General features: G+C 54.4%; 22 protein-coding genes. 15 read left to right on the forward strand and 7 right to left on the reverse strand.

Annotated elements, in window-relative coordinates; genetic code table 11:
• Positions 1-11 precede the first annotated feature (11 nt).
• From hypB to hypE, 5 genes are read left to right on the forward strand one after another with little or no spacing between them, the layout of a single operon-like run.
• Positions 12-683: a hydrogenase nickel incorporation protein HypB gene (hypB, locus tag Q0721_RS01835; protein WP_299024695.1), complete on the forward strand. Its 672-nt coding sequence runs from the start codon at positions 12-14 to the stop codon at positions 681-683.
• Positions 680-2,992 (forward strand): carbamoyltransferase HypF, encoded by a 2,313-nt coding sequence (hypF, locus tag Q0721_RS01840; RefSeq protein WP_299024697.1) that lies wholly within the window; start codon positions 680-682, stop codon positions 2,990-2,992. The genes hypB and hypF overlap by 4 nt, the downstream gene beginning before the upstream one ends.
• 12 nt (positions 2,993-3,004) lie before the next feature.
• Positions 3,005-3,250, forward strand: coding sequence for a HypC/HybG/HupF family hydrogenase formation chaperone (locus Q0721_RS01845; RefSeq protein WP_299024699.1), 246 nt, complete (start codon positions 3,005-3,007; stop codon positions 3,248-3,250).
• A 10-nt stretch (positions 3,251-3,260) separates the two neighbouring features.
• On the forward strand, positions 3,261-4,352 hold the full coding sequence (hypD, locus tag Q0721_RS01850) for a hydrogenase formation protein HypD (RefSeq protein WP_299024701.1): 1,092 nt from the start codon (positions 3,261-3,263) through the stop codon (positions 4,350-4,352).
• A gap of 30 nt (positions 4,353-4,382) precedes the next feature.
• Entirely contained in the window at positions 4,383-5,468 is a 1,086-nt protein-coding gene (hypE, locus tag Q0721_RS01855; RefSeq protein ID WP_299024703.1) for a hydrogenase expression/formation protein HypE, read from the forward strand.
• 94 nt (positions 5,469-5,562) lie between these two features.
• Here hypE and Q0721_RS01860 read toward each other — a convergent pair whose 3' ends face one another.
• Genes Q0721_RS01860 through Q0721_RS01870 form a run of 3 tightly spaced genes read right to left on the reverse strand, consistent with a single transcriptional unit; the run spans position 5,563 to position 9,505 of the window.
• Entirely contained in the window at positions 5,563-8,118 is a 2,556-nt protein-coding gene (locus Q0721_RS01860) for an FtsX-like permease family protein (RefSeq protein WP_299024705.1), read from the reverse strand.
• Positions 8,119-8,142: 24 nt separating this feature from the next.
• A complete protein-coding gene (locus tag Q0721_RS01865; protein ID WP_299024707.1) occupies positions 8,143-8,889 on the reverse strand; it encodes an ABC transporter ATP-binding protein in 747 nt (248 codons plus the stop codon).
• A gap of 28 nt (positions 8,890-8,917) precedes the next feature.
• A complete protein-coding gene (locus Q0721_RS01870; RefSeq protein WP_299024709.1) occupies positions 8,918-9,505 on the reverse strand; it encodes a PadR family transcriptional regulator in 588 nt (195 codons plus the stop codon).
• Between the two features lie 170 nt (positions 9,506-9,675).
• On the opposite strand from Q0721_RS01870, the gene Q0721_RS01875 reads away from it, so the two are divergent.
• The 9 genes from Q0721_RS01875 (at position 9,676) to Q0721_RS01915 (ending at position 19,692) form a co-directional block, all read left to right on the forward strand.
• Positions 9,676-10,824, forward strand: coding sequence for a LacI family DNA-binding transcriptional regulator (locus Q0721_RS01875; RefSeq protein WP_299024711.1), 1,149 nt, complete (start codon positions 9,676-9,678; stop codon positions 10,822-10,824).
• 168 nt (positions 10,825-10,992) lie between these two features.
• Positions 10,993-12,315, forward strand: a complete 1,323-nt coding sequence (locus tag Q0721_RS01880) for an ABC transporter substrate-binding protein (protein ID WP_299024713.1) — start codon at positions 10,993-10,995, stop codon at positions 12,313-12,315.
• 62 nt (positions 12,316-12,377) lie between these two features.
• The gene (locus Q0721_RS01885; protein ID WP_299024715.1) at positions 12,378-13,346 is read left to right on the forward strand and encodes a sugar ABC transporter permease; all 969 of its coding nucleotides are present in this window, start codon (positions 12,378-12,380) and stop codon (positions 13,344-13,346) included.
• A gap of 16 nt (positions 13,347-13,362) precedes the next feature.
• Entirely contained in the window at positions 13,363-14,298 is a 936-nt protein-coding gene (locus tag Q0721_RS01890) for a carbohydrate ABC transporter permease (protein ID WP_299024717.1), read from the forward strand.
• Between the two features lie 7 nt (positions 14,299-14,305).
• Positions 14,306-16,519, forward strand: coding sequence for a glycoside hydrolase family 65 protein (locus Q0721_RS01895; RefSeq protein WP_299024719.1), 2,214 nt, complete (start codon positions 14,306-14,308; stop codon positions 16,517-16,519).
• Entirely contained in the window at positions 16,516-17,169 is a 654-nt protein-coding gene (gene pgmB, locus Q0721_RS01900) for a beta-phosphoglucomutase (protein WP_299024721.1), read from the forward strand. The genes Q0721_RS01895 and pgmB overlap by 4 nt, the downstream gene beginning before the upstream one ends.
• A gap of 111 nt (positions 17,170-17,280) precedes the next feature.
• Entirely contained in the window at positions 17,281-18,372 is a 1,092-nt protein-coding gene (locus tag Q0721_RS01905) for a hypothetical protein (RefSeq protein WP_299024723.1), read from the forward strand.
• 2 nt (positions 18,373-18,374) lie between these two features.
• Positions 18,375-19,019, forward strand: a complete 645-nt coding sequence (locus Q0721_RS01910) for a YigZ family protein (protein WP_299024725.1) — start codon at positions 18,375-18,377, stop codon at positions 19,017-19,019.
• Positions 19,020-19,023: 4 nt separating this feature from the next.
• Positions 19,024-19,692: a sterol desaturase family protein gene (locus Q0721_RS01915; protein ID WP_299024727.1), complete on the forward strand. Its 669-nt coding sequence runs from the start codon at positions 19,024-19,026 to the stop codon at positions 19,690-19,692.
• A gap of 20 nt (positions 19,693-19,712) precedes the next feature.
• On the opposite strand, the gene gpmA is transcribed toward Q0721_RS01915, so the two are convergent.
• Entirely contained in the window at positions 19,713-20,465 is a 753-nt protein-coding gene (gpmA, locus tag Q0721_RS01920; RefSeq protein WP_299024729.1) for a 2,3-diphosphoglycerate-dependent phosphoglycerate mutase, read from the reverse strand.
• A 210-nt stretch (positions 20,466-20,675) separates the two neighbouring features.
• On the opposite strand from gpmA, the gene Q0721_RS01925 reads away from it, so the two are divergent.
• A complete protein-coding gene (locus tag Q0721_RS01925; RefSeq protein WP_299024731.1) occupies positions 20,676-21,467 on the forward strand; it encodes a YdcF family protein in 792 nt (263 codons plus the stop codon).
• 4 nt (positions 21,468-21,471) lie between these two features.
• Here Q0721_RS01925 and Q0721_RS01930 read toward each other — a convergent pair whose 3' ends face one another.
• From Q0721_RS01930 to Q0721_RS01940, 3 genes are all read right to left on the reverse strand, one after another.
• Positions 21,472-22,629, reverse strand: a complete 1,158-nt coding sequence (locus tag Q0721_RS01930) for a lycopene cyclase family protein (protein ID WP_299024733.1) — start codon at positions 22,627-22,629, stop codon at positions 21,472-21,474.
• A gap of 145 nt (positions 22,630-22,774) precedes the next feature.
• Positions 22,775-25,579 carry a molybdopterin cofactor-binding domain-containing protein gene (locus Q0721_RS01935; protein WP_299024735.1) on the reverse strand — a complete coding sequence of 935 codons (2,805 nt, stop codon included), beginning with the start codon at positions 25,577-25,579 and terminating at the stop codon, positions 22,775-22,777.
• Entirely contained in the window at positions 25,576-26,472 is an 897-nt protein-coding gene (locus Q0721_RS01940) for a xanthine dehydrogenase family protein subunit M (RefSeq protein ID WP_299024737.1), read from the reverse strand. Before Q0721_RS01940 ends, Q0721_RS01935 begins: the two co-directional genes overlap by 4 nt.
• Between the last annotated feature and the right edge of the window lie 5 nt (positions 26,473-26,477).

Here is a 26,477-nt window from a genome sequence, read left to right on the forward strand (position 1 = left end):
AGGAGATAGCAATGGCAAATACTACCAAAGTTCCTGTCGTCGAGAAAATCCTGGACGCTAATGACCAGGTGGCTGAATTCAATCGACGTCTGCTTGATGAAGCCGGAGTGTTCGCGCTTAATATCATGGCCTCGCCGGGTGCCGGAAAAACCAGTCTGATCTTGCACACGCTGCAAAACCTGGCCTCCGAGTATCGCATCGCAGTGATTGAAGGCGACACCGCACCGGTCACCCTTGATGCGGATAAAGTCAGCGCGTTAGGCATCCCAGCCGTACAGATCAACACCGGTGGTGATTGTCACCTAGACGCTGTCATGCTGCGTAGCGGGCTGGCACAGTTGACCCTCCATGACCTGGATCTGCTTATTGTGGAGAACGTTGGTAATTTGATCTGCCCAGCCGCATTCAAATTGGGCACGCATCGCAACATTCTGGTAGCCAGCATTCCAGAAGGCGACGATAAGCCCTACAAATACCCCAACATGTACCGGGGATTGAATGTTTTGGTTATCAACAAGATAGATTTATTACCCTATGTTGACTTCAACATGGCATACTTCCGCCAGGGCGTAGAACTCCTTAATCCGGGTTTGCTCACTTTTCCTCTTTCGTGCAAAACGGGAGAGGGAATACAACCCTGGCTGGAGTGGTTACGCGCTGAGATCAAAGCCAGGCGGCAATGAATCGCACGTCTCACGGACTGTATATACGCATCCGCGGGATTGTTCAGGGGGTGGGGTTTCGCCCGTTTGTCTATAACTTGGCCAACCGCTATCATCTTAACGGGTGGGTGCGCAATACTACTGCCGGGGTGGAAATTGAGGTCTGCGGCGATCCACAGGCGCTACAATCCTTCATTTCCGATTTGCAAACTCAGCCCCCTCCCCTGGCCCGGATTGATTCGTTTGAGGTGGATCCCCGTCCTGCTAATCACTGGACCTCCTTCCAAATCATCGAGAGCCGTGCAGAGACAGAGGAGTTCCTACCCGTTTCACCGGATGTGGCCATCTGTCCTGAGTGCCGGCAAGAGCTGTTCGATCCCCAGAATCGACGTTACCGATATCCCTTTATCAACTGCACGAACTGCGGCCCTCGCTTTACAATCATCCGCAGCATTCCCTATGACCGGCCTAACACGACCATGGCCATTTTCCCCCTCTGCCCAGCCTGTTCCGCCGAGTACCACGATCCGACAAACAGGCGTTTCCACGCCCAGCCGATTGCCTGCCCGGAGTGCGGCCCCCACCTCCAATTCTTAACCCCTGAGGGCAAATTGCTCGCAGAACGCGAGGAAGCCCTTCAACTAGCGCGAACCTGGCTGGCGGAAGGGCGTATCTTGGCAATCAAGGGTCTAGGCGGGTACCACCTAGCTTGCGATGCCACTCGTCCCGAGAGCGTGCGCGAACTGCGCCGACGCAAACAACGGAGTGACAAACCTTTTGCGCTGATGGCTTTTGATCTCTCCATCATCACCCGTCACGCTAGGGTAAGCGAGCCCGAGGAACGCCTGCTAACCGCTCCCCAGCACCCAATCGTACTACTGGACCGCTTGCCCACCTCCTCCATTGCCGCCGAGGTGGCGCCGGGACAACGCACCCTCGGCTTTATGCTCCCTTACACGCCTCTGCATCTTCTGCTCCTCGAACCTGCTCCCAGCTTTCCTGAAGCCTTAGTAATGACCAGCGGGAATTTGAGCGAAGAGCCAATTGCCTACCGGGACGAAGAGGCTTTAGAGCGTTTGTCGTCTCTAGCGGATGGCTTTCTAATGCATAATCGCCCCATTCATACCCGGGTGGACGATTCGGTGGTACGTGTTTTCAACTATCGCCTCTATCCATTACGTCGAGCGCGAGGTTTTGCTCCCGATCCCATCCGGCTGCCCTGCGCTGTCCCCCCCATCCTCGCCACTGGTGGTGAACTTAAGAATACCTTCTGTCTAACGCGCGGAGCCTACGCCTTCCTTAGTCACCACATTGGCGATTTGCAAAATTACGAGACCCTTCAGGCATTTGAGGAAAGCATCGACCATTATGAGAGGCTTTTCCGCACCCAGCCAGAATGGTTGGCAGCGGATTTACACCCTGACTACCTTGCCACCCGCTACGCCCAGGAACGGGCTCGTACAGAAAACATCCCCCTCCTTCTAATACAACACCATCACGCTCACCTAGCGGCGTGCCTAGCAGATAATGGCATCAGCGACCTTGAACCCGCAATCGGGTTGATCTTTGATGGCACCGGCTATGGGACCGATGGCAGCGTCTGGGGGGGGGAAGTACTGGTGGGTAGCTACCAAGGTTATCAGCGTTACGCGCATATCATGCCGGTTCCGCTACCCGGGGGGGATCGTGCCGTGCACCAGGTGGCACGGATGGCTTTGGCCCATCTGTGGGCGTGTGATCTGGCCTGGGAGGATGATCTGCCCCCAGTAAAAGCCCTTTGTCCTGAGGAGCGTACCCTGCTGCGAAGCATGTTGGAGAAAAAGATTAACACCCCTCTGACCTCAAGCATGGGACGGTTGTTTGACGCCGTCGCCGCCCTGCTTGGCATACGCGCTGAAGCCAATTACGAAGCACAAGCCGCCATGGAACTGGAAAACCTGGCCGATGAAGGCGAGACCGGCGCATATCCTTTGCCATTCGAGGCCCCCCACATCCTCCTCCGCCCCTTCTGGGAAGCCCTCTTGCACGATTTACGTCAAGGTACACCGCTTCCTACCATGGCCGCTCGGTTTCACAATAGCATCGTCAATCTGTGCGTTGAAGCTGCCCAGCACATCCGCCAGGCTGAAGGACTTGGTCGGGTTGTGCTCAGTGGCGGGGTGTGGCAGAATCAGTTTTTGCTGCGACGCGCTACGCGGGCTTTGGAGCAGGCAGGTTTTCAAGTCCTCACCCACCACCAGGTACCCACTAACGACGGCGGGCTAGCACTGGGCCAGGTAATGGTCACTGCCTCGTGGATCGAATCCAATTCGCGCTCAAAAGGCTTATAACGGAGGTCTATCATGTGTTTGGGTGTTCCCGGAAAAATCGTAACCATTTATCAACAAGCGGGTTTGCGAATGGCTAAGGTGGATTTTGGTGGCGTGTACCGTGAAGCCTGCATTGAAACGCTGCCAGACGTGAAGGAGGGGGACTACGTGATCATCCACGCTGGCTTTGCCCTGAATCGGCTTAGTGAAGCCGAAGCACTGGAGACCCTGCAACTCTTACGCGAAATCGGTGCCCTGGATGAAGGTGACGCAGTGTGAGGACCCCGCTATGCAATTATGGCAAGAATTCCGCAACGCTGAACTGGTGCACCGGGTAGCCGAAGAAATCCGGCGCCTTGTCACCCGACCCTGGGTGTTGATGGAGATTTGTGGTGGGCAAACCCATGCCATTTTGCAATATGGCCTGGATCAACTGCTCCCCGGGGAGATCGAACTTGTACATGGTCCGGGCTGCCCGGTATGTGTCACACCTCTGGAACTGATTGATAAAGCCATCGCCATCGCTTCGTTGCCCAACACTATTTTGTGCTCTTACGGGGACATGCTACGTGTGCCTGGTTCTCAACGTGATCTGTTCGGGGTTCGAGCTGCGGGCGGGCGAGTGCAAGTGGTCTATTCTCCTCTAGATGCTGTCCGGATCGCTCAAGAAAACCCGGATAAGGAGGTCGTCTTTTTTGCCATTGGCTTTGAGACCACGGCTCCCCCAAACGCCATGAGCCTTCTTCAAGCTAAGGCGCTTGGGCTAAAGAACTATTCCCTGCTGGTATCACAAGTGCGCGTTCCTCCAGCCATGCACGCTATCCTGAGTGCCCCCACCAACCGCGTACAGGGCTTCCTGCTGGCTGGCCATGTGTGTACGATTATGGGCTACTGGGAATACGACCCCATTGCTGCCCGCTATCATGTCCCCATGACGGTAACCGGATTTGAACCGGTAGACCTTATGCAGGGCATTCTTAGGACAGTCAAGCAACTTGAGGAAGGCCGCGTCAGCGTAGAGAATGCGTACTCTCGCGCCGTAACACGTGAGGGCAATCGGGCCGCCCAAGAAATCATTGACCAGGTCTTCGAGCCCTGTGATCGAAACTGGCGCGGAATTGGGCTTATCCCTATGAGTGGATGGGGATTGCGCGCCGAGTGGGCAGATTTCGATGCCGAAAAGCGTTTTGATCTGGGTGCCATTCGTACTCAGGAATCCCCCTTGTGCATCGCCGGCCAGATTCTACAGGGCATCAAAAAGCCCTATGAATGTCCGGCTTTTGGTACCCAGTGTACACCCTTGGCCCCTCTAGGAGCCCCCATGGTTTCATCTGAGGGCGCGTGCGCAGCCTACTATCGTTACGGTCATAGCCGTCCGTAAGAGGTTGGTCCAGATCCAGAGAGGATAAGCATGAGCAATTTTACCGAAGTACCTACCTTTGAAGGCCCCCAATGCCCGCTTCCCCTCACCCATGCAGAACGCATTGTGTTGGGGCACGGAAGTGGGGGGCGCATGACCCACGATTTGATCCGCACTGTTTTCCGCGCCTACCTGGGCAACCCTTACCTGAATGCTGGCAATGATTTTGCGCGTCTGCCCTTGCCTCTCCAAGGACAAGAGGTGGGCCATCTGGCTGTCTCTACAGACACACACGTCATTTCTCCCCTTTTCTTCCCGGGTGGCGATATCGGCCGTCTGGCGGTATGTGGTACTGTCAACGATATCAGCATGAGCGGCGCCATTCCACTTTATCTCACTGCCGGGTTCGTATTGGAGGAGGGCTTAAGCCTTGAAGTCCTGGAACGCATCGTGCGTTCCATGCAAAGCGCAGCCGAGGAGGCTGGAGTAACTCTGGTGGCTGGAGATACCAAAGTGGTTGAAAAAGGGAAGGGGGATGGGGTATTCATTAACACAACAGGAATCGGCTGGATCCCCCCCGATAGATCCCCTCTTGGGGGCGAGCGCGCCCAGCCCGGCGATGTTGTGCTCTTGTCCGGGCCTATTGGTGATCACGGCATTGCCGTGCTCAGCGCGCGCGGCGAATTGGGTTTCGAAGCAGAGGTGCAATCTGACGTGGCCCCCCTCAATCATCTCATCCAGGCCTTGTTGCAGGCGGCTCCCCATACCCACGTGCTCCGCGATCCCACGCGAGGGGGCCTGGCTACTACCCTCAATGAAATTGCCCAGCAAAGCCAAGTAGCCATCCGAATTGACGAGGCCACCATTCCAATCCGACCAGTAGTGCGCGCAGCCTGTGAGATGTTGGGCCTGGATCCCCTCTATATTGCTAACGAGGGGAAGGTTGTCGCCATTGTTCCCCCCGGAGAGGCTGAAGCTGCCCTGGCGGCCATGCGCCAGGCACCCTATGGCGCTGAGTCCGTGCGCATTGGATATGTAGAGAACCAACCCACAGGACGCGTGATCCTGCGCACGATTTTGGGCACCCACCACATCCTTGATATCCTGAGCGGAGAAATGCTCCCACGAATCTGCTAACACAGCGCTCCAGACTAACCACCTTGGCTCACAAATAAATGGGGCGGGTTGACTTCTGACCCGCCCCAAGAGATTCCAATGGCATTCTATACCCTTACTCGTAACGCAAGGCTTCTACCACGTTGAGCCGCGCTGCCTGACGTGCCGGCACCGTTGCTGCCAACGCGCCAAAAAGGATCCCAATGGCAATAGCAGCGAGAACACCCGAAGCGGGGAACAGGTACATCATGGGGAAGCCCATCGCCTCAAAAGCCTTTACTGCCATATACCCCATGTACAGGCCTGCTAGGATGCCAAATGACGTACCAATGGCAGAAAGGATCAAGGCTTCCGAGAGGATGATGGTGCGGATTTGCCCCCGAGTTGCTCCCACAGCGCGCAACATACCGATTTCGCGGGTGCGCTCAATCACCCCAATGGCCAATGTGTTCACCATGGCGATCAAGGAAGGGATGGCCAAGAACGCCGCCATCGCATACATGCTAAGGAGCACAACATCAAACAAGCGCTTGTTTTCTTCCACATAACGCTTGCCGCTAAACACTTTGAACTGCGGATAGGCCTTAAGCAACTGCGCAATGGCAGCCTCCACGGTAGCCTGATCCGCCCCTGGCTTTAGATTGATTTGATAGAAGACATCTTCGGTGCGCCCGAAATCTGCTGCTAAGTTCTGCTGGGAGATGTAGCCAGTGGTTGTCTTAGCGTTTAAGTAGTCCGTGGCAATGCCAACAACACGGTAAACCTGTTGGCCAGCAGGGGTTAACAGGGTAATCTCATCCCCCAGATGAATATTGGCCGCCGCCGCCAAAACTCCGTTGATAACAATGGCACGTTCGCTCTCCAAGGCCTGGTAGGCGCTCTCTGGGTCCCCCGCGCTAAAGGAGAGAGCCTCCAACTGTCTGTAGGCCTGCGGATCCACGCCCAATAAACCAACAGCAACGCCTTTCACCTGAGTGCCCGCAAAACGCAACGTGCTCACCAGTTCAACACCTGGGATCTCACGCAACTTTCGCGCCAGTTCAGGTGCGGCCCCGGTATTCGATCCCCAAACCGCAACCGTCGGAGGCATGATCAGAAAGTCGCTCCCCAGGCTCTTTTCCAGCACATGGATGAAGGTCAGTGATACCGAGGAGAGCGCACTGGCCATCATAATCACCACGGCCATCGCGATCATGGTGGTAGAGGCGGTCACGGTAGCACGACCTGGTTGACGGCTTAGGTTGCCTTCTGCCAGTTGCGCCGTGCCGTGGCGGGCAAAAAGCAGGGCTAGGAGATTGCCAAACAGCACCGCAATCGGGTTGATCAGCGCTGGCGCCATCAAAATTAAAGCACCTACGAAAAAGATAGCCCCTATCCCCAGCCAGGCAGCCTGTCTACTGATGAGAATGGCCACCCCTAAAGCCATCAGTACCACACCAGCCCAGAAAGAAAAGCCGGCCAGGCGCTTGAAACTTACCTGCCCTACTGAGGGGCGCAAAGCTTCTAGTGGAGTAACGCGCGTTGCGGAATGCGCCGGTAACAAGCCTGCCAGCACCGTCACGCCGATCCCCATGACGGATGAGCCTAGCACCAAAGATGGCGAGATAGCCGGCAACCCGACCTTGATGTTAAGGTATTGTTGACCAATAGGCACGATCAATTGAAGCAATAGCCAGCCAAATAAATAACCCGAAATCAGTCCCGCAATAGTACCCACGACCCCCTGAATCAACCCCTCGGTCAGGATCAACCCCCGGATGGTAGAGCGGCTAGCCCCCAGTGCGCGCAACATGCCGATATCGCGACGTCGTTCTGCCACAACAGTGCGGAACGTATTGAAAATAATGAAACCACCCATCAACAGTGCCAGAAATCCCATCAGATTGAAGATCATCTGGGCATTGCGGATGTTGGTCAGTATCTCCGATCCGCTTTCCAATGCACCTATCTTATAAGCATCTCCCACCGCGGCAACAATGCGCTGCTGAATCTCTGTTCGTCGCGCCTCATCTAGGGTATCCAAGTTAATGTCAATGAGATTGATCTTCCCCGGCATGTTGAGCAAGCGCTGAGCCTCGGTCAGGGTTACCAATACCTCTTCGTTCCCAGGCAGTACCCGTTCAGGCAAAAGTCCCACAATCCTGAGATCTGCAATCCCTACCGCGGTGGGTAGTGCCAGAGTATCCCCCACTCCAACCCCCAACTCGCGGGCCAGGGAACGGGTAATTACTGCAGCGCCTAGGTCATCCGGCTGGAGAAAACGCCCCTGAACAACGTTAAAGACGATCATCTGGCGGGCAAGTTCTGGATCAATGCCTTTGAGCACCACTGTACTAACACGGTCGGGTGTGTTGGGATCCTGATCAAAATAATCGGCCGGTAAATTGATCAGGCGCTCTAATGACCCCATCACGACTTTAACCCCCTCCACCTGGCGCACTTTCTCAAGCACACTGGGATCAAAGGCTTCGCCCGTTTTGTGTGAGATGGTCACGTCAATCTGTCCGGCAACCGCCATCATTTGGGTCTGGAATGCCTGGACGAAGGTGGGCATGAATGTATTCATGCCAAAGATAACCAACACACCAAACATAATTGCTAGGGTGGTCAAGGCCGTGCGTAACTTTCGTCCGCTCAAATAACGTAGGGCTAACTTAATATACAGGCTCATACCGCACTCCTTTTCACCGCCAAACTAATCGCCGATTTCTTTCATCTTACCGACGACAAGATCCACTTGTTCACCATTGCGGCGCTCCATCACTGTTTCGTCTACAATCTGACCGTCCTTAAGAAAGACAATGCGATCTGCATAGGCCGCGATGCGTGGATCGTGGGTGACCAGGAGGATCGTGCGCCCCCACTCGGAAGAAATCTGGCGTAGTAGCATGGCGATCTCCTCCGAGGCTCGTGAGTCCAAGTTGCCCGTGGGTTCATCAGCCAGGATGATGGACGGCTCGCTGGCCAAGGCGCGTGCGATGGCCACACGCTGCTGTTCGCCCCCCGAGAGTTCCGAAGGACGATGGGCAAGCCGAGACCCCAGCCCCACGCGTTCCAACCATTCGCGCGCCCGCTGGTAAGCCTCACTAGGGCGCATTCCATCCAAGATCATTGGCAACGCTGCATTCTCCAAGGCGTTGAGGACTGGAATCAGGTTGAAAAATTGAAAGACAAATCCTATCTTGCGCCGCCGCAATGCAGTTACTTTATCGTCACTTAACTGGGTGAGATCCTCCCCCTCGATAACCACCTTGCCAGAGGTTGGGCGATCCAAACCGCCGATAAGATGGAGCAGAGTGGACTTTCCGCACCCGCTGGGCCCCATGACCGCTACAAATTCCCCCGGTTGAATGGTTAGGTTGATACCTCTCAGCGCATGAACTGCTGTGACACCTTGACCATAGATTTTGACCAGATTTTGCGTGGAAACAATGGGTTGCATGATGATGTCCTCCTTTTCTCTCCTTACTCTACTTTTCACCCTTTGCAGGTCGGCCGCGTGGCCGGAGTTCCGGTTCAGGGATGGGTTGTTTACGCACATCATCCAACCGGGCCTCGATCATATCCAACCAGCGCAAATCGGCTTCTAAATGCATGACAGCCTGATCCAGTAATAGAATGTGGGCCAACGAGGTAGAAGGATCAAGGGTCATGCGCAAAGCAGTCAGTCGGTGCAATTCCTGAAAGAGACTAGCGCGCTGGGTGTAGATCAAACGCTGTGGATCAGCCTGACCTGTGGCTAAGGCAATCATCAGTTTGAGAAAAAATTCGTCGTGTTGAGGTTCTGCCCGCACCGGGGTTTCAAACCAGCGTCGCAGTTCCTCTTGACCTGCCGGCGTAATGGTGTAGCGGCGTTTTTCCAGAGCTTCACCTGGGGAATTCTCCTCTTCCACGATCAGACCACTATCCTTCAAACGGAGAAGTGTGGTGTATACCTGCGCAGGTCGCAAATCCCAAGTTTCGCGCCCCCCAGCAAGCGCCTGAAAGGCTTGCAATAATTCGTACCCATAGCGGCTACGCTGACTCAGCAATCCCAAAATCGCGTTACGCACGTACATACAAAATACTCACCGGTTATCCAAAAACTCGCCAAAAATATATAACAGATATCTATTTTTGTCAATATTCTTGCTCAACACTGAGAGGATAAAGCCACGGATACAAAGACCCGTTACTTACCCGAGAAATTCTCATCAACCTCTTGACTCTGCCCTCAAAAGTTGCTACAATGAATGCGAACGTTCGCGCGAACGTTCGCATTCAAAGTCCACCCTCCCAACTTACGCCCATGGTTAGGAACCGTGTCACCCTCAAGGATGTCGCCCGTCGCGCCGGCGTCTCTTACCAAACGGTCTCGAAACTCCTTAATCACCAAATCCGCCTCCCGGAAGAGACTGAACGCCGCATTTGGCAAGCAGTGGAAGAATTGGGGTATACGCCACATTACAACGCTCGCAGCCTGCGCGCTCAGCGCAGCTTCACCATTGGCTACTCTTGGCCTCCTTCTCCACCAGATGAGACCAACCCCATCTTGGATCAGTTTTTACAAAGCATGTTCGTGGCCGCTGAAGCCCGTGGCTATTACTTACTAATGTTCCCTTACCATTATCAGGTCGACAAACAATTGGCCACTTACGCCGAGTTAATTGACACAGGACGAGTTGATGGCTTCATCCTTTCAAGCGTGGAATACAACGATCCCCGCATCCGCTACCTCCAAGAGCGCAAATTTCCGTTTGTAGCCTTCGGGCGCTCTAACCCCGATTGGCACTTCCCCTGCATTGACGTGGACGGGGGCAAGGGGCTGTATGAGGTAACCTGCCACCTGATTGCTTTGGGCCATCGGCGTATTGCCGCCCTGGCGTGGCCAGAAAATTCACGGGTAGGGAACAATCGTTTAGAAGGCTACCTGATAGCCTTGCGTGAAGCAAACATCCCAGTCAACGCCACATGGATCCTACGCGGCGAAGGGCGTCTAGATTTCGGTTACCGTGCCACCCATCATTTGCTCAACCTGCCTTCCCAACAACGCCCAACGGCCCTGGTGGCTCTTAATGACTACATGGCCATTGGCGCTATGCAAGCGGCACAAGAACGCGGGCTGCGCGTTGGGGAAGATCTGGCCATCTCGGGCTTCGATGACATCCCTCTAGCCCGCTACCTCACCCCTCCCCTAACCTCGTTGCGACAGCCCATCTGGGAGATCGGTCAGCAAGTTATCGAACGCCTGATTGATCTCATCGAAACCGGCCAATTTCCCGAGCCGCAGTGCCAGCTCGTTCCTCCTACTTTGATCGTGCGCGCTTCAACGGATCCAAACGCCAAAGCAAGCACCGGCTCCTATTCGCCCTCGACAAAGGAGGTGATCAACGGGTAAAGTTTCCACGTATCTTACATCCCCGGTAGTGTAAAGAAGGAGCCACCCCTCTCCCCGCCAGGGCATATCAGGGTGGCCCCAGCAAGCAAGGTTTATCCCTGCTTGTAGGTTAGTAGTATAACACATCCCCTTTCTTCTCTCGACACGCAAATTTCAGGAGGAGAACCCATGAAAGCCTTACGTATGACAATGATCCTAACTGCCATGCTGGCGCTTATCCTAGCCGCTTGCGCCCCTGCTACTCCTCAGGTCGTCAAAGAAACGGTTGAGGTTGAGAAATCCGTTGTCGTGACCCAAGAGGTAGTCAAAGAGGTGCCGGCGCAACGCGCTGTCGTTCGTCTCTCTGGCTGGGCCGCTAGCCCGGAAGAGACTGCCCTGCTCCAATCCCTGCTCTTGGATTTTACCGCTGAGAATCCCGATATTGTAGTAAAGTATGAGCCTATCACCGGGGATTTCTGGGCAACCTTGAAAACCTCTATCGCTGCGGGCACAGAGCCGGATATCTACTACATGGATATTTTCCAGTTCCCGGCCTTCGTCCAGGATGATGTTATGCTCCCGCTGGATGACCTGATGGCCTCGACTGGCACCAAAAAGGAAGAGTTTATCCCCTCCCTCATCGATGCCTTCTCCGCCAACGGCAAGGTTTACGGTATTCCCAAGGACTTCAACACACTCGGGCTCTTCTATAACAAAGATCTCTTTACCCAAGCTGGCCTAGCCGAACCGACGGATGATTGGACTTGGGATGATCTGAAAGCCGCGGCCCAGAAACTCTCCAATCCTGCTAATAACGTCTATGGTCTAGGTGTACCAGCCGATGCAGGACGTTTTCCCATCTTCGTTTTCCAAAACGGCGGTTCGATCATGACTCCCGATTTCCAGGATACCCTCCTGGACGCTCCTGAAGCGATTGAGGCCGGAAAATTCTACACCTCGTTCCGCGCCGAGAAGATTGGCGCTATTCCCGCTGATGTCGGTGAGGGGTGGCAGGGTACTGTTTTCGGCAAAGGGCAGTTTGCCATGGTTTATGAAGGGGGCTGGTTGATCCCCTATCTAAAACAACAGTTCCCTAACATCAACTATGGCGTGGTCACGCCGCCAGCGGGTCCTAAAGGTGAGGGCAATTTGATCTTTACCGTGGCTTACGTCATCTCCAAGAACAGCAAGAACCCCGAAGCCGCCTGGCGCGTGATCCACTACCTGACCAGCGAGGCCGCTCAGAAGAAAGTCATGGAAAGCGGTTTTGCTCTGCCCACACGCCTCTCGCTCCAGGAAAGCGAATACCTGAAGACCAATCCGGCCTCAGCGGCGATCTTCCGCGGTGCTTTGCAGGGTGCCCGCCCCTTCATGTGGGGTCTGGTCGGCTCGGATGTGAACGAGCAAATGACCAAAGCCCTGGAGCGGGTCTATCTTGAAAACATGCCGGTTGAAGAATCCTTCAAGCAAGCCGCCGAGGTCATCCGCCAGAAATTGGCCGAATTGAAATAGGTGCACTACCGGAGGAGGGGCATTAAGGTATACCAAGCCCCTCCTCCTTAGAGGAGATCGGGATGTCCACTTCCTCTACCCCTCTTGCCTCTGCCCTCGCGCTACGCCAAAAGGCGCGCCGACGACGTGAAGCTCTTACGGCCTACACGTTTCTTTTGCCCTATTTGTTTATTTTTCTGGTCTTTACCGTCTTTTCGATTGGCTACGCGTTTTATCTTTCCTTCACCCGCTACAATCTGCTTAGTCCGCCGCAGTGGTGGGGATTGGAAGGTTATCGTCGTGTTCTCTGCATTGAATCCTGGTTTCCACGTCCCGAGAATGCTCCCAAACCCGTCTGTGATGACCTGTTTATCCGCAAAGCACTGCCGAACACTTTCAAGTACACCGCCATCGTGGTACCAACCCAAACCCTAATCAGCCTGATCCTGGCTTTCGCCATGGATCAGAAGATACGTTTCCGCCGCCTCTTTCGCACCATTTTCTACTTGCCATCGGTCACATCGTCGGTGGTCATTTCCCTCATCTTCGTCTGGTTGTTCAGTCCCCTCGGGGTGATCAATCAAATTTTCCACCTAAAAATCAACTGGCTCAATGATCCGCGTTATGCCTTCTACACGATTATGATGGTGAATATTTTCACCACCAGCGGAACGCTCATGCTCATTTTCCTGGCTGGACTACAGGATATTCCCACCGCCCTTTATGAAGCCGCTGCCATTGATGGGGCTAACAAACTTCAAATTTTCCGCTACATTACCATCCCCATGTTGCGTCCGGTCATCTTTTTTGTGGTCACTGTTGGAGTGATTGGCTGTTTTCAGGTCTTTGACCAAATCTACGTGATGACTGCTGGCGGCCCATTGGATTCCACCACAACCATCGCCTACCTGATTTATAAGTGGGCCTTTCGCGACACAACAGTGAAAATGGGACAGGCTTCAGCACTAGCCTTCATCCTAGCACTTATCATCTTCGTCGTCACCATGCTCCAACGAAGAGTAATTGAAGGTAGTGGTACTGTCGGTCAGTGACGGAGGAAAGAGAACTATGACCATCCTCACCCAGGCCCGACCCCGGCCCCTCTCTCTCAGCGATCGTCTAATTCTATGGTACGATCGCTTCAAAACACCATTGTTCTATCTAATCCTGATCCTCTGGGCAATCGTCTGTTTGGCTCCCCTTTACTTCACGCTGGTTTTCAGCCTTAAACCGGTGGCAAACGCTTACGACCCACCGCTCTTCTGGCCTATTCCTTTCACTTTAGATAATTTCCGTGATGTGATTGGCGCCCTCCCGCTTTTCCCGCGCTGGTTGCTGAATAGCCTGATCGTCTCGCTGACCGTGACCATCCTACGCGTTCTCTTCTGTGCCATGGGAGGCTATGCCTTTGCACGAATGGACTTCCCCCTTAAAGGAGTTCTTTTCAACGCCATGCTGGTTTCCATGATGATCCCGGGGCAGGTTACCCTCATCCCCGCCTTCCTGGTAGTCGGTCCGGGCATTATCCGCGGCGGCCTGAAAATTGGTGATATCACTTTGCCCACCGGCTTTGGCCTCATTGATAACTTGGGGGGCGTCATCCTACCAGGAATTGTGACAGCGTTTGGAATCTTTATGATGACCCAGTTCTACAAGAGCCTGCCTCGAGAGCTAGAAGAAGCCGCGATGATGGACGGTTTAGGACGTTGGGGAATTTTCTTCCGCATTGTCCTCCCCCTAAGTCAGACTCAACTGCTGACCCTTGCCTTATTAACCTTCCAAGGAGAATGGAACGCCTTCATGTGGCCACTGGTGATCCTGCGCACCCCCGAGAATTTCACTCTTCCCCTGGGGCTTAACTGGTTCCGCGGCGAATACTACACTCTGATCTCAAAGGTCCTGGCCGGCTCGCTTTTCAATACGCTTCCGATTCTAATCTTGTTTTTCCTTTTCCAGCGTTACTTCGTTCAGAGTATCGCAGGCACCGGGTTAAAAGAGGGATAGACGCATCATGGAAACCCCCACATCACGCTCACTCTGGCATATTGAACAATCTCATTTCGACCCCCAAAATCAACGGCACTGGGAAACCGTTTTTACCATCGGCAACGGCGTTTTCTGCGCTCGCGGCGTCTTTGAAGAGGGTTACCGCGGCGAAGAACGTGCTGCATTTATGCACGGGCTGTTTGATGATGTGCCAATCCACTTCACTGAGCTCGTCAATCTTCCGGACGCTTTGGAACTAGAACTTTTCCTTGCAGGAGAGCGCTTCTCGCTGGAACAAGGCACTTTACTGGAATTCCACCGACGCCTTGATCTCCGCACTGGCCTGCTTGAACGCCGGATCCGCTGGCGTAGCCCCCAGGGGCGTACAACCCGCTTGCACTTCCAGCGTTTTATCAGCCTAGCCGATCCCCACTTGATGCTCATCCGTTTTTCGATTCACCCGCTTGATTACCAGGGCCAAGTCGAAATACGTGCAGGGCTGAACGGCGAAACAGACAATCTCCAGTTTAAGCACTGGGAATGGCAGGATCAGGCCACTTCCCCCGCCCAAGCCCGGCTGACCTGCATCACCCGTAAAACTCACCTCACCGTGGCTCTGGGCACTTACCTTCACATAGAAAGCCAGGCCGATGTTGAGCGCGAGGGATGGGACGTGCGTAATCACCCCGTTCTGGTGGCTCGTACACAAGTCTCACCTGAACAGCCAGTCAGCGGTGAGAAAATCGTTTACCTCTATAGCAACCGGGAGACAGCAAACCCTGCCCAGATAGTGCAGGCGCGGCTGACTCAGACAAATGCCCCCCTGTGGGATAAAGCCTGGTTGGCACATGCCATCGCTTGGCAACGCGAATGGGAAGCCTGTGATGTCATTATTGAGGGTGATGAAGAGGCCCAGCAAGCCGTACGTTTTAGCATTTTCCATCTTCTCATCGCGGCACCTCGGCAGGACGAGCGAGTAAGCATCGGTGCCAAGACACTCTCCGGTTATGGCTATCGAGGACACGTATTCTGGGATACTGAGATCTTCATGCTCCCTCTATTTACTTACACCCGCCCTGAGATTGCACGCAACCTGCTTTCTTACCGCTGGCACACTCTGGAGGGAGCGCGCCGTAAAGCCCGACGCAATGGCTATAAAGGCGCGCAATATCCTTGGGAAAGCGCCGCGACCGGGGATGAAGTGACGCCGACCTGGGTACCCCATTTCGCCGACCCCACTCAACTCATACGCATCTGGACAGGCGACATTGAGATTCATATCTCCGCCGACATCGCCTATGCTATTCGCCAATACTGGCAGGCTACTGGGGATGATACCTTTATGCGCGAACGTGGCGCTGAGATCATCCTGGACACTGCGCGCTTCTGGGCCAGCCGCGCTGAGTGGAATCCCGATCTGGAACGCTTTGAGTACACCGATGTGATCGGTCCTGACGAATACCACGACCATGTAGATAACAATGCCTATACAAATTACCTGGCGCGCTGGCACTTGAACACCGCGCTTGAAATCCTGGAATGGCTGAAGAGCCACTTTCCGGAGACTTATGCCGACCTTGCTCAGCGTCTAGAATTGACGCCCGAAGAGCTGGCCTACTGGCAAAAGGTCATTGCTCATCTGTACTGCCCACTGGACGCCCAAACAGGTCTGATTGAGCAATTTGAAGGTTATTTTCAGCGCAAAGATGTGCTAATGGCTGATCTTGAGCCCCGCAACGTGTCCGTGCAAGTGCTCTTCGGCATTGAGGGTGCCAATCAAACCCAGGCCATCAAGCAGCCCGATGTATTGATGCTACTCTATCTCCTTCCTGACCAATTTAGTACCGAAGTGGTCAAAGCAAATTACGACTATTACACTCCCCGCACCGATCACACCTTTGGCTCCTCGTTGGGGCCTTCTATCCAGGCCATCATGGCTTGTCGCGTAGGACGCCCCCAAGAAGCCTACGAACACTTTATGCGCGCGGCGCGAGCCGATCTGGAAAATGTACGCGGTAACGCTGAAGATGGCATCCACGGGGCCTCCGCCGGTGGGGTCTGGCAGGCCGTGGTATTTGGGTTCGCAGGGTTGCAAGTGTCAGATTCCGGTTGGAGCCTCAAACCGACACTACCTTCCCACTGGAAGCGCGTAGCGTTCAAGTTCATGTGGCGCGGACAACCCATTTACGTTGAGGCTACACCCCAAAACCCGTCCCAGACCCACGAGGTGTCCCCATGATCCGTGCCTTCATCTTCGATTTAGATGGCGTATTGACCGATACCTCGGAATTCCATTATCTGGCCTGGAAACGCCTGGCCGAGGAAGAAGGTATCCCATTCACCCGTGAGGATAATGAAGCTCTACGTGGCGTTTCGCGTCATGACTCCCTCCGTCGGCTCCTTAAGGGACGCACCCTTCCCCCTGAGCAGTTCGAGGAATGGGCCGAACGCAAGAATCGTTACTATCTCGAACTGATCGCCCAAATTACTCCTCAAAACCTTCTTCCGGGTGCCTTGGAGTTTCTTCAAGCCCTCCAAAAGGCTGGCCTAAAGCGGGCCATTGCTTCCTCTAGCAAGAATGCTCGGTGGGTGGTTGAGCGGCTTAATTTGCTCCCCTGGGTAGATGTCCTGGTTGATGGCACCATGGTTGAGCGAAGCAAACCCGCCCCAGACCTCTTTCTCAAAGCCGCGGAACTGCTTGGCGAACAACCGTATGTCTGTGTTGTGGTTGAAGATGCTGAAGCCGGAATTGAAGCCGCTCGCGCCGCCGGCATGCGGGTAATCGGCTTAGGGCCACGGGAGCGAGTGGGTAAAGCCGACCTTGTCATTCCAAGATTAGATGCGCTAGGTCTAGATGAGATATTAAGACATCTGGAGCATGATTCTTAACGGATAAACACACGACTTCTTCTCTTGTTAGCATTGAAACCCCACCCCATGGGGTTTCAATGCTATATCAGGTAAAATTGAGGCATCACATTTCACATAGGTAATCGTTGAATGACTGTATTGAGGCTGGCCTATTTTATCTCCTCGCATGGGTTTGGTCACGCCGCCCGTGCAGCGGCCGTGATGGAAAACCTCAAGCAAAAATGCCCTGGAGTCGAGTTTGAAATTTTTACTCAGGTGCCAACCTGGTTTTTTGAAGACACACTCGGGGATGGATTCGTCTATCACGAGTATCCGGCGGATGTAGGCATTGTCCAGCGCACCCCTTGGGATGAGGATCTACATGCAACTTTCATGGCTCATGCACAACGGCTTCCCTTTCCTGATGAAGAGACAAGCGCATTAAGCGATCAGATACGCCGCGCCGGTTGCCGCGCTGTTCTGTGTGACATTGCCCCCTTGGGGATAGCCGTCGCCGAGCAAGCTGGCCTGCCATCCTTTTTAATCGAAAACTTCACCTGGGATTGGATCTTTGAGGGTTACCTGACCGAAGAACCCCGACTGGCCTCCCTTATCTCCTATTACCGGGATTGGTTTGCCCGCGCCAGTTACCATATTCAGACTGACCCCAGTTGTGAACCTCGCTCGCATGATCTGTGCGTTGAACCTGTTAGCCGTTCACCAAAACACAGCCGCTCTGAAATTCGTGCCCGACTCGCCATTCCAGAAACAACACCTACCCTATTGATCACTATGGGAGGAATTGAGCATCGCTACGCGGCCTTAGCCGCCCTTAGGGAATATTCCGGCGTGGTTTTTGTCATCCCTGGTAGCGCCTCCCAACCCACCCGGGACGGCAATCTAGTTCTACTCCCTCACCGCAGTGGTTTTTATCATCCGGACCTGCTGTTTGCTAGCGACGCAGTGATCGGCAAGGTGGGATACAGCACAATTGCCGAAGCCTATCATGCTGGTATTCCTTTCGGTTATGCCATCCGAGAACGGTTCCGCGAATCAGCACCGTTGGCCGAATTTATCCGCCGTCATATGCCCTCTTTGCAGATCCCCACTACCGAATTTATGAACGGGACCTGGGTAAAGTATTTAGATGAGTTACTGGCTTTACCACATCGAGCCACTGCTGAGACGGCCCCCAATGGTGCTGCCCAAATTGCCACTTTTATCCTGGAGCATCTGGATTAGCTATGTTGGTTGTCTTGGAACCGACTCGTTGTCAATTGAGCGTCTCAAAATCACGCTTCATTGCCTCCCTTTTCCCGGTCCACACCGAACACGAGGTACGTACAACCCTGGCAAGAATTCGGAGCGAGTTTCCCGATGCTTCCCATCATCCGTACGCTTACATTGTGAACCATTTAGAACACTCTTCGGACGATGGGGAACCCGGGAGTACGGCTGGCCGCCCCATCCTGCTGGCCTTGAAGTCACGCCAGGTCGAGGACGTCTTGCTCGTTGTAACCCGTTACTTCGGGGGTATAAAACTGGGCACCGCAGGGCTGGCCCGCGCCTACCGCGAAGCTGCCTTGCAAGCATTGGATCTCGCTCAATTGGGTCAAAAAACTCGGGTCACGATTCTACATTTGCAACTCCCCTATGCTTTATATAATTATATTGAAAAGCAATTATCCGACTTGAATGGCCACCTCCTGGAACGGCAGTTCACATCTGAGGTCAGCCTCACTGTTTCGGTGGCTCAATCGCAGGTCACCAACTTACTTGCGGCGCTGGAGGCGGGCTCGCACGGACAGATACTTGTACAGATCCTTGAAGAGGGGATCGAGCAGATCATCCCGCTCACCTCGTCCGCCCAAAAAACGCCCAAGAGGTAAACCCATGCATCGTCCCATTTCACATGATCCACAACCCATTCGCCTTTTCAAATCCGACTTCCTGGAGTTTTTTACCCATATTCATCCCGCGGTAGTGGTGATCATATGGCTCCCAGTCGCATTGATCTTTTTGGGGTACGGGGTGTTTGAGGCAACAAGCCGCACCACTTGGTTTCAGATTCCTCTTGGCTTTGGCTTGGGGCTGTTCCTCTGGAGTCTGGCCGAGTACACTCTCCACCGCTTCGTTTTTCACTTTCGTCCTCGCACTCCCTTCCAGGAACGGGTGATCTTCCTTTTCCACGGCATTCATCACGCCCAACCCCAGTGCAAGACGCGCCTCGTCATGCCCCCTATCGTTAGTATTCCCCTGGCCTTCATTTTCTATGGACTGTTCTGGCTGATATTAAGCCAGCTTTTCTCGGCGCCCCACTGGCTGGGTCCTACTTTTGCAGGTTTCATTACGGGTTATTTAAGTTATGATTTGATCCACTATGCCACACACCACTTCCCAATGCGCCGCGGCATCTGGAAAGCCCTAAAACGCCATCACATGCAGCATCATTATAAGACACCCGACCAGCGCTTCGGCGTTTCTTCCCCTCTATGGGACTATATATTCGGGACTCAGGGCAAAGAAAAAGGGCGAGATAACACCTCGCCCTTGCATGGGTGATGACAGCGCTAGATTAGAGCCTAGGGTTGTTTAGCCTCGGCTTGCTTGGCCACAGCTTCGGCGGCTGCCCGCACAGTTTCTTCGTCCGCCAAATAACGCCGTGAAATGACCTTGAGGTCTTTGTCCAGAGCATAGGCTAGCGGAATACCGGTGGGGATGTTAAGTTCAGGGATATCTGCATCCGAAATGTTATCCAGATACTTTACCAACGCGCGCAGGCTGTTCCCATGTGCCACAATCAGTACCCGCTCACCTGCCCGCAAGCGTGGTGCAATTTTCTCATGCCAGTAGGGCAACACGCGCTCAAGGGTCATCTTCAACGATTCGCAAGCCGGCAATAGTTTGGGATCTACGTTTTTGTAGCGCGGATCGAAGCGCGGATGGCGAGGGTCATCCCAATCCAAGGGGGGCGGCGGGACATCATAACTTCGCCGCCAGAGATGCACCTGTTCCTTCCCGTACTTAAGCGTCATCTCGGCTTTGTTCAGGCCTTGCAAGGCCCCGTAGTGCCGTTCGTTCAACTGCCAAGCAATCTCATAGGGCAGGTACATCAAATCCATCTCATCCAGGATGATCCACAAGGTGCGGATGGCGCGCTTCAACACCGATGTAAAGGCAATATCAAATTCAAACTTTTCGGCCAGTAGTTGCCGCCCTGCCCAGCGCGCTTCTTCCTTTCCTTGCTCGGTCAAATCCACATCGGTCCAACCGGTAAAGCGGTTTTCCATATTCCAAACGCTCTGCCCATGACGGACGAGTACCAGGTTTTCCATTTTTACTTCACCTCTCCTTTCCAGCCTAGGATTAGGGCAAACACTCCATAAACTACTCGTGAAAATTTACACAAAGCAATTATACTTCAAAACAATAGTTATTGGTCTAGATTTTACCGCGAATTCTCGCTCCTGAGAGCCCCAATCTGCGTTGATCACCAATTTCGATTACAATCAAAGTTCAAATCTATCTGTGAATCAAGGCTTACTATGTTTGTCTTTCTTTCCAAGTTCCTCCCCCTCCTTGTTTACCCCCTTGGGTTAGCCTGTGTGCTCCTGATCTTGGCGCTGATCCGTTCGTCGGCGCGGAGCAAGCAACTTTTGGTTCTCGGTGCATTTCTGCTCCTCTGGCTGGGGGGAAATCGCTGGGTGGCCTACAGCTTGGCACGTTCATTAGAATGGCGCTACCTTCCCCCAGATGAGATTCCCCAGGCTGAAGCCATTGTTGTTCTGGGTGGCGGCACCGAGGCCCCCTCGTATCCTCGCCTGTTTGTCGAGGTTAACGGCGCGGGCGACCGCGTTCTTTTCGCGGCACGCCTTTACAAGCAGGGAAAAGCACCTCATATCCTGCTTAGCGGTGGCTACATCTCATGGCTCAGCCAGCGAGGCAGTACCCCGGCGGAAGAAATGGCGGATTTGATGCGGTTGATCGGCATCCCTGAAGAAGCCCTGTGGTTACAGCCCCGCTCACAGAACACCTATGAGGACGCCCTCTATTCAAGTGAGATGTTACGCGAAAGGGGTATTCGGAACATCATCCTGGTGACCTCCGCACAACACATGCCACGCTCAGTGGCTCTCTTTGAGCATCAGGGCTTTAAGGTCATCCCTGCTCCTACCGATTACACCGTCACCGAGAGCAACTGGCAAGATCTTTGGCGCCCAAACCTGGCCAGGCAGCTCATTAACCTGTTACCAACCGCCGATCATTTGGGACTTACAACCAGCAGCCTCAAGGAGTACTTGGGTATTTTGATCTACCACCTACAAGGTTGGTTGTGAGGCCTCAAAGACGCCGCAGCCCATACACTTGCCAGGTGGCCCGCAGGAAAGGTCCAGGGGGCAGTGACACAAGGACCTGCAAACACTCGGCCACACTGGCTTGCTCATCCAGGAAGCGGAAGATGCGCCGAGCAGGGTTGTTGCGAAACAATTGCATAAAAATATCGGCCATGCGCTCGCCTTTGCGCCACATCACCTGCAACATGATCCGATCCAACACTCTGAAACGACGTGGGGCAACAGGAAGGGCAAACGGGTGGCCGTATTGCACTAATGAGCGCACAATTGCCGCACTATCGGCTTGAATGCGCAGGAAGGCATACCCACTAGAGGGCTTGACGCGTCCCCCCTTAGTCCCAATATTTAAGAGCCTCGGCCCAGCTCGCCGCTCAAATGGATGATCGGTCATAGGAATGGCGCCACGTTCTTGTTCCAAGATGTGATAACGAGAGAGGTTGAGGACCTCTTCCACATAAGCGCGCAGGGCGTTATCGTAAGCCTGTTCATCCAGAAAGGTGGGGGAAAACAAGGTGTACTCCACCAGCGCACGGGTAGGGCTCCAGGGGAGAACATACATGAAACGCATCGCCCCATTTTGGGACGTGCGAAAATCAAAAAGCGTCCCCTGTGTAGAATCAAAAACCGGCAGGTCACTTTCAATGACCCAGCCTTTGAAATGCTGCCACAGATAATGATAGCGCTCCGGCTGACGCGCCCACGCCTGAACTGAAAAGGTGCTATCAAAGCCCCAGCGACCACGGTACTCACGCCCATCAACCCAGACGGAGATACCGTATGTATCTTGAAACACTTCTTTGACTTCTCCTTGAACCAGAGTCACATTGGCCGCCCCATTCAATGCAGAGAGGACAAAGCGATAATAATCGGCCCCGCGAATCATATGGTAGGCGTAGTCCTGCAAATCAAGATTCAGGGTTTCATTCCAGTGCCTTACGGTCAGGCGTGGCCAGGTGTGAAAGTAAATAGGCTCGAACAAACTCGGACGATTGCTCCAAAAGCACCAAGTACGATCGTTACGCACCTTCTCCTCGCGCTCCACAAGAAGGACGCGCCGATCCCTGAGGGGGCTTTGGAGCAAGTGATAGGCCAGGGAAAGTCCCGCTGCGCCCGCGCCCAAAATGATAAAATCAAATTCGCCCATAGAACATATCCTTACGAGAACTGCTTGGATTTTACCCTGAAGATCCCAGCAACAAGGCCGTTAACCCTATACGTTCCCATGCAAAAACCCACAAGCGGGTCGAGAGCAACCCGACCCGCTCGTCTCAGGCCAATTTACTCAGCCGTTAGCAGTTGTTCAACGCCTTACAAATCATCTCCTGATCTACCGGCAGACGGTCTACGCGCACCCCCACAGCGTTATAAATCGCATTAGTGATCGCGGGGGGAGTGGGAATCAGCACAATTTCTCCAACCCCCTTAGCCCCATAAGGCCCTTCAGCAACCGGATGCTCCACAATAAACGAGATGATCTCGGGCGTGTGAACGATAGAAGGGGTACGGTAACGCGCCAGACGGTCAGTAACTACTTGCCCATCTTTGAGGATGAAATTCTCTGTCAACGTATGCCCAATCCCCATGATCGCGCCCCCTTCAACCTGCCCGCGCAACCCCAGGGGGTTGATCGCGTAACCCACATCATTGGCAATGATCATACGCAACACTTTAACCTCACCCGTCAGGGTGTTCACTTCAACCTCGGCGGCCTGGGCTGCAAACGAGAAAGCAAAGTGCATATCCCCACCCTCGCCCAATGGCCGGGTGGTGGGCGCCCAATATGTGTAAGATGTCACCGGCGGACGGCCACTCGCCAGCATTTCTTCGGCCACCTGCTGCAGTGTTAATGCGTGCCCATTAATCTGAGCCAGCCCTTCTACAAAACGAACTTGTTCCGGCGGTACATCGTAGCGCTCTGAGAGTTCGCTGGTCAGCAATTCCTTAAGTGCCCGTGCGGCATACCGCACCGCGTTTCCGGTTACAAAGGTCTGACGGGAAGCTGTGGTTGGTCCACCATCCGGTGTTAAATCCGTATCCATGAGTAACACCTCAATCCGTCGTGGGGACTGATTGAGTTCTTCAGCGGCAATAAGTTGTAACACCGTTGGAAGACCCTGCCCCAATTCTGCGGACGATGTACGCACCTGGAAAGTACCATCGCGCCGCAACTCCACTTCTGCCCCTGCCTTGTCTGGCGCGCCGCCGCCTAAGCCAGTGTTCTTATAGGCTACCGCAAAACCCCAGGCGCGGCGCAGATGAGGCGCACCTGGCACTGTCTTGGGTTCGAACGGATTAGGACCACCCAGGCGGCGCATCTCTGCCTCAACTTTTTCAATGCACTCCAAAAGCCCCACACTCTGCCGCAAAACCTGCCCGGTATTGGTCACGCTACCAACGCGCAAAGCATTCTTGCGTCGCAATTCCACCGGGTCTATGCCCAGCCGTTCGGCCAGCATGTCCATCATGCTCTCAATTGCAAAAGCCGATTGCATCACCCCAAAACCCCGAAACGCTCCTGCGGGTGGGTTATTGGTGTACATGGCATAGCAATCAGCCTTGACGTGGGGAACTTCATACGGCCCAGAAGAGTGGGTCGTGGCCCGCGTCATGACCTTCTCGCCGAGCGAAGCATAAGCACCTGTATCCCCATAGAGCTCTGTCTCTACCGCCGTGAGGCGCCCATCCAACTTGGCCCCTACCTTGACTCGAATCTGGGTGGCATGGCGCTTGGGGTGCGCAATCAACGACTCATGACGATCGTACAATAACTTCACTGGCCGCCCCGTTGCATGGGCTAAAAGGGCAGCATGGATCTGACCCGCAATATCTTCTTTACCACCAAAACCCCCACCCATTAACTGTCCGATGACGTGAACACGGGTTTCGGGCCAACCCAGAGCGCGCGCAATCTGTTGGCGATCCGCATAAGGGATTTGCGAGCCAACATAGACCTCCATGCGTCCATCCGGCGTAGGGCGTGCAATGCTACATTCCGGCTCCAAAAACGCATGATCGTGCATGGGTGTATAAAAGGTGTGCTCAAGGATAACATCTGCGTCGGCAAACCCCTGCTCCACATCCCCCTTGCGCACCTTAATATGCTTGAGAAGATTACCATTAGGGTGAATCTTGGGTGCATCGGGCTGCGCGGCCTGTACCGGATCGCTCACTACCGGCAACAGTTCAAAATCCACCTCAATGAGGTCTAGGGCTTGCGTGGCAATCTCGCGTGTCTCAGCAGCAACAATTGCCAGCGCGTCGCCCACATAGCGCACGCGCTCCCCTACCCCCACCAGGATGGGCCAATCATAAATAACCAACCCATGATTGTGTTCACCGGGAATATCCTCAGCTGTCAGCACGGCTACCACGCCGGGGAGTGCTCTGGCCTTGCTCACGTCAATGCGCGTGACGATGGCCGAAGGCACCATGGCACGCTTGACCCGTGCGTGCAACATGCCTTCAAAGTGAAGGTCATCGGTATATTTGGCGTGTCCGGTGACTTTGGCCACAGCATCCGGGCGGGGATGAACATTGCCTACATACTTACCCGGTTTTGACGCTGGTGGAATCACGGGTGATTCCACCGGGCCTCCGGTACGCATGGCCTTAGCCGCCGCTTTTATGGCCTGCAGAATAGCCGGATAAGCCCCGCAACGGCATAGAGTATCTTTGAGCGCCGTCTTAATGTCTTCATCGCTTGGTTCGGGATTCCGTAAGAGCAGAGCATAGGAGGTCATGATTTGCCCTGGTGTGCAGAAGCCACACTGCAACGCACCGTACTTGATAAAAGCCTCCTGAAGCGGGTGCAGGGATCCTTCGGTTGAGGGCTTCATGGCTTCCTCGGTGGCTTTCGAAAGCCCCTCAATGGTCAATACGTGCTTGTCCTGCGCCCGTACGGCTGGAAAGGAACAGGAGAGAATCGGCTCACCATCCACTAGCACAGTGCATGCCCCGCATTCCATTTCATTACAGCCGATTTTAGTTCCGGTCAGCCCCAAGCGGTAGCGCAATAGATCCGAGAGCATCTCTCCCGGCACGACGGGCAGATCTACTTCTTGCCCATTTACCCATAAATGTAACCGCTCACTCATACCGCCTCCACTACCGAGGGTTCCAGGGTGCGTTGCCAAGCCTTGATGACCACTTCTTCCAACAAGACTCCGCTCAAATGATAGCGGTACTCCGCGCTGGCCCGCAACGGGCTACTCCGAAAACGGATGGACTCTCGAATTGCCCGTCGGGCGGCCGCAAAGGTCTCTTGGTCACAGGGTTGACCTCTCAAAACGGCCTCCACAGCGCTGGCCCGTCGTGGCACCGGCCCTGAAGGGCCGATCGCCACTCGAATGTCGCCGATCACCTCACCGTGGCGCTCTACCCAAACCGCCGTGTTAAGAATAGGCAGGGCTACCCCTTGAGGACGCATCACCCGCCCAAAAGCCGAGGCCTGATGAAGCCGGCGCAAAGGCACATGAAAGCCTACTAGGATCTCCCGCCTTAAATCTAATGCGGTTTGACCCGGCCCCTTGAAAAGGTTTTCCATGGGCTCCAACCGCCGTCCCTCCAAGCTGGCTACCTCCGCACGGGCATCCAGCGCCAGTAAGGCGATCATGCCATCAGCCGCCGGCAGTGCGTGAGCCACATTTCCGCCCAAGGTTGCCGAATTACGCACTTGTGGGCCGCCGATTTGGCTGCAGGCTTCAGCAACGGCCGTGGCGTGGTGACGCACCAAGGGGGATTCGGCAACCCGACTTACCGGTACGGCAGCACCAATGAATAGATGGTCTTCAGTTTCCTCAAGGCGCTTCAGTTCAGGGATATGGGTGATATCAACTAGCGTATGGACCGGCTCATGCTCACCCTGCTGAATCTCCAAGAGCAGATCGGTCCCCCCTGCCACCGGCAGGGCAGAGCCTGGAGCATGGCTCAGGATATCTAACGCTTCTTCAATCGAATGTGCCAGAACATAAGTATTCCAAAAGCGCATAGGAT

Source organism: uncultured Thermanaerothrix sp. (assembly GCF_938028735.1).
Classification (GTDB): domain Bacteria; phylum Chloroflexota; class Anaerolineae; order Anaerolineales; family Anaerolineaceae; genus Thermanaerothrix.

Excerpts from the sequence above, each read along its gene's own strand:
- Q0721_RS01880 (WP_299024713.1), top strand. The coding sequence starts at position 10,993 with ATGAAAGCCTTACGTATGACAATGATCCTAACTGCCATGCTGGCGCTT.
- Q0721_RS01845 (WP_299024699.1), top strand. The coding sequence starts at position 3,005 with ATGTGTTTGGGTGTTCCCGGAAAAATCGTAACCATTTATCAACAAGCG.
- Q0721_RS01910 (WP_299024725.1), top strand. The coding sequence starts at position 18,375 with ATGTTGGTTGTCTTGGAACCGACTCGTTGTCAATTGAGCGTCTCAAAA.
- Q0721_RS01940 (WP_299024737.1), bottom strand. The coding sequence starts at position 26,472 with ATGCGCTTTTGGAATACTTATGTTCTGGCACATTCGATTGAAGAAGCG.
- Q0721_RS01870 (WP_299024709.1), bottom strand. The coding sequence starts at position 9,505 with ATGTACGTGCGTAACGCGATTTTGGGATTGCTGAGTCAGCGTAGCCGC.
- Q0721_RS01890 (WP_299024717.1), top strand. The coding sequence starts at position 13,363 with ATGACCATCCTCACCCAGGCCCGACCCCGGCCCCTCTCTCTCAGCGAT.
- Q0721_RS01875 (WP_299024711.1), top strand. The coding sequence starts at position 9,676 with ATGAATGCGAACGTTCGCGCGAACGTTCGCATTCAAAGTCCACCCTCC.
- Q0721_RS01865 (WP_299024707.1), bottom strand. The coding sequence starts at position 8,889 with ATGCAACCCATTGTTTCCACGCAAAATCTGGTCAAAATCTATGGTCAA.
- Q0721_RS01925 (WP_299024731.1), top strand. The coding sequence starts at position 20,676 with ATGTTTGTCTTTCTTTCCAAGTTCCTCCCCCTCCTTGTTTACCCCCTT.
- gpmA (WP_299024729.1), bottom strand. The coding sequence starts at position 20,465 with ATGGAAAACCTGGTACTCGTCCGTCATGGGCAGAGCGTTTGGAATATG.
- Q0721_RS01895 (WP_299024719.1), top strand. The coding sequence starts at position 14,306 with ATGGAAACCCCCACATCACGCTCACTCTGGCATATTGAACAATCTCAT.
- Q0721_RS01905 (WP_299024723.1), top strand. The coding sequence starts at position 17,281 with ATGACTGTATTGAGGCTGGCCTATTTTATCTCCTCGCATGGGTTTGGT.
- Q0721_RS01935 (WP_299024735.1), bottom strand. The coding sequence starts at position 25,579 with ATGAGTGAGCGGTTACATTTATGGGTAAATGGGCAAGAAGTAGATCTG.
- pgmB (WP_299024721.1), top strand. The coding sequence starts at position 16,516 with ATGATCCGTGCCTTCATCTTCGATTTAGATGGCGTATTGACCGATACC.
- Q0721_RS01915 (WP_299024727.1), top strand. The coding sequence starts at position 19,024 with ATGCATCGTCCCATTTCACATGATCCACAACCCATTCGCCTTTTCAAA.
- hypB (WP_299024695.1), top strand. The coding sequence starts at position 12 with ATGGCAAATACTACCAAAGTTCCTGTCGTCGAGAAAATCCTGGACGCT.
- hypF (WP_299024697.1), top strand. The coding sequence starts at position 680 with ATGAATCGCACGTCTCACGGACTGTATATACGCATCCGCGGGATTGTT.
- hypE (WP_299024703.1), top strand. The coding sequence starts at position 4,383 with ATGAGCAATTTTACCGAAGTACCTACCTTTGAAGGCCCCCAATGCCCG.
- hypD (WP_299024701.1), top strand. The coding sequence starts at position 3,261 with ATGCAATTATGGCAAGAATTCCGCAACGCTGAACTGGTGCACCGGGTA.
- Q0721_RS01885 (WP_299024715.1), top strand. The coding sequence starts at position 12,378 with ATGTCCACTTCCTCTACCCCTCTTGCCTCTGCCCTCGCGCTACGCCAA.
- Q0721_RS01860 (WP_299024705.1), bottom strand. The coding sequence starts at position 8,118 with ATGAGCCTGTATATTAAGTTAGCCCTACGTTATTTGAGCGGACGAAAG.
- Q0721_RS01930 (WP_299024733.1), bottom strand. The coding sequence starts at position 22,629 with ATGGGCGAATTTGATTTTATCATTTTGGGCGCGGGCGCAGCGGGACTT.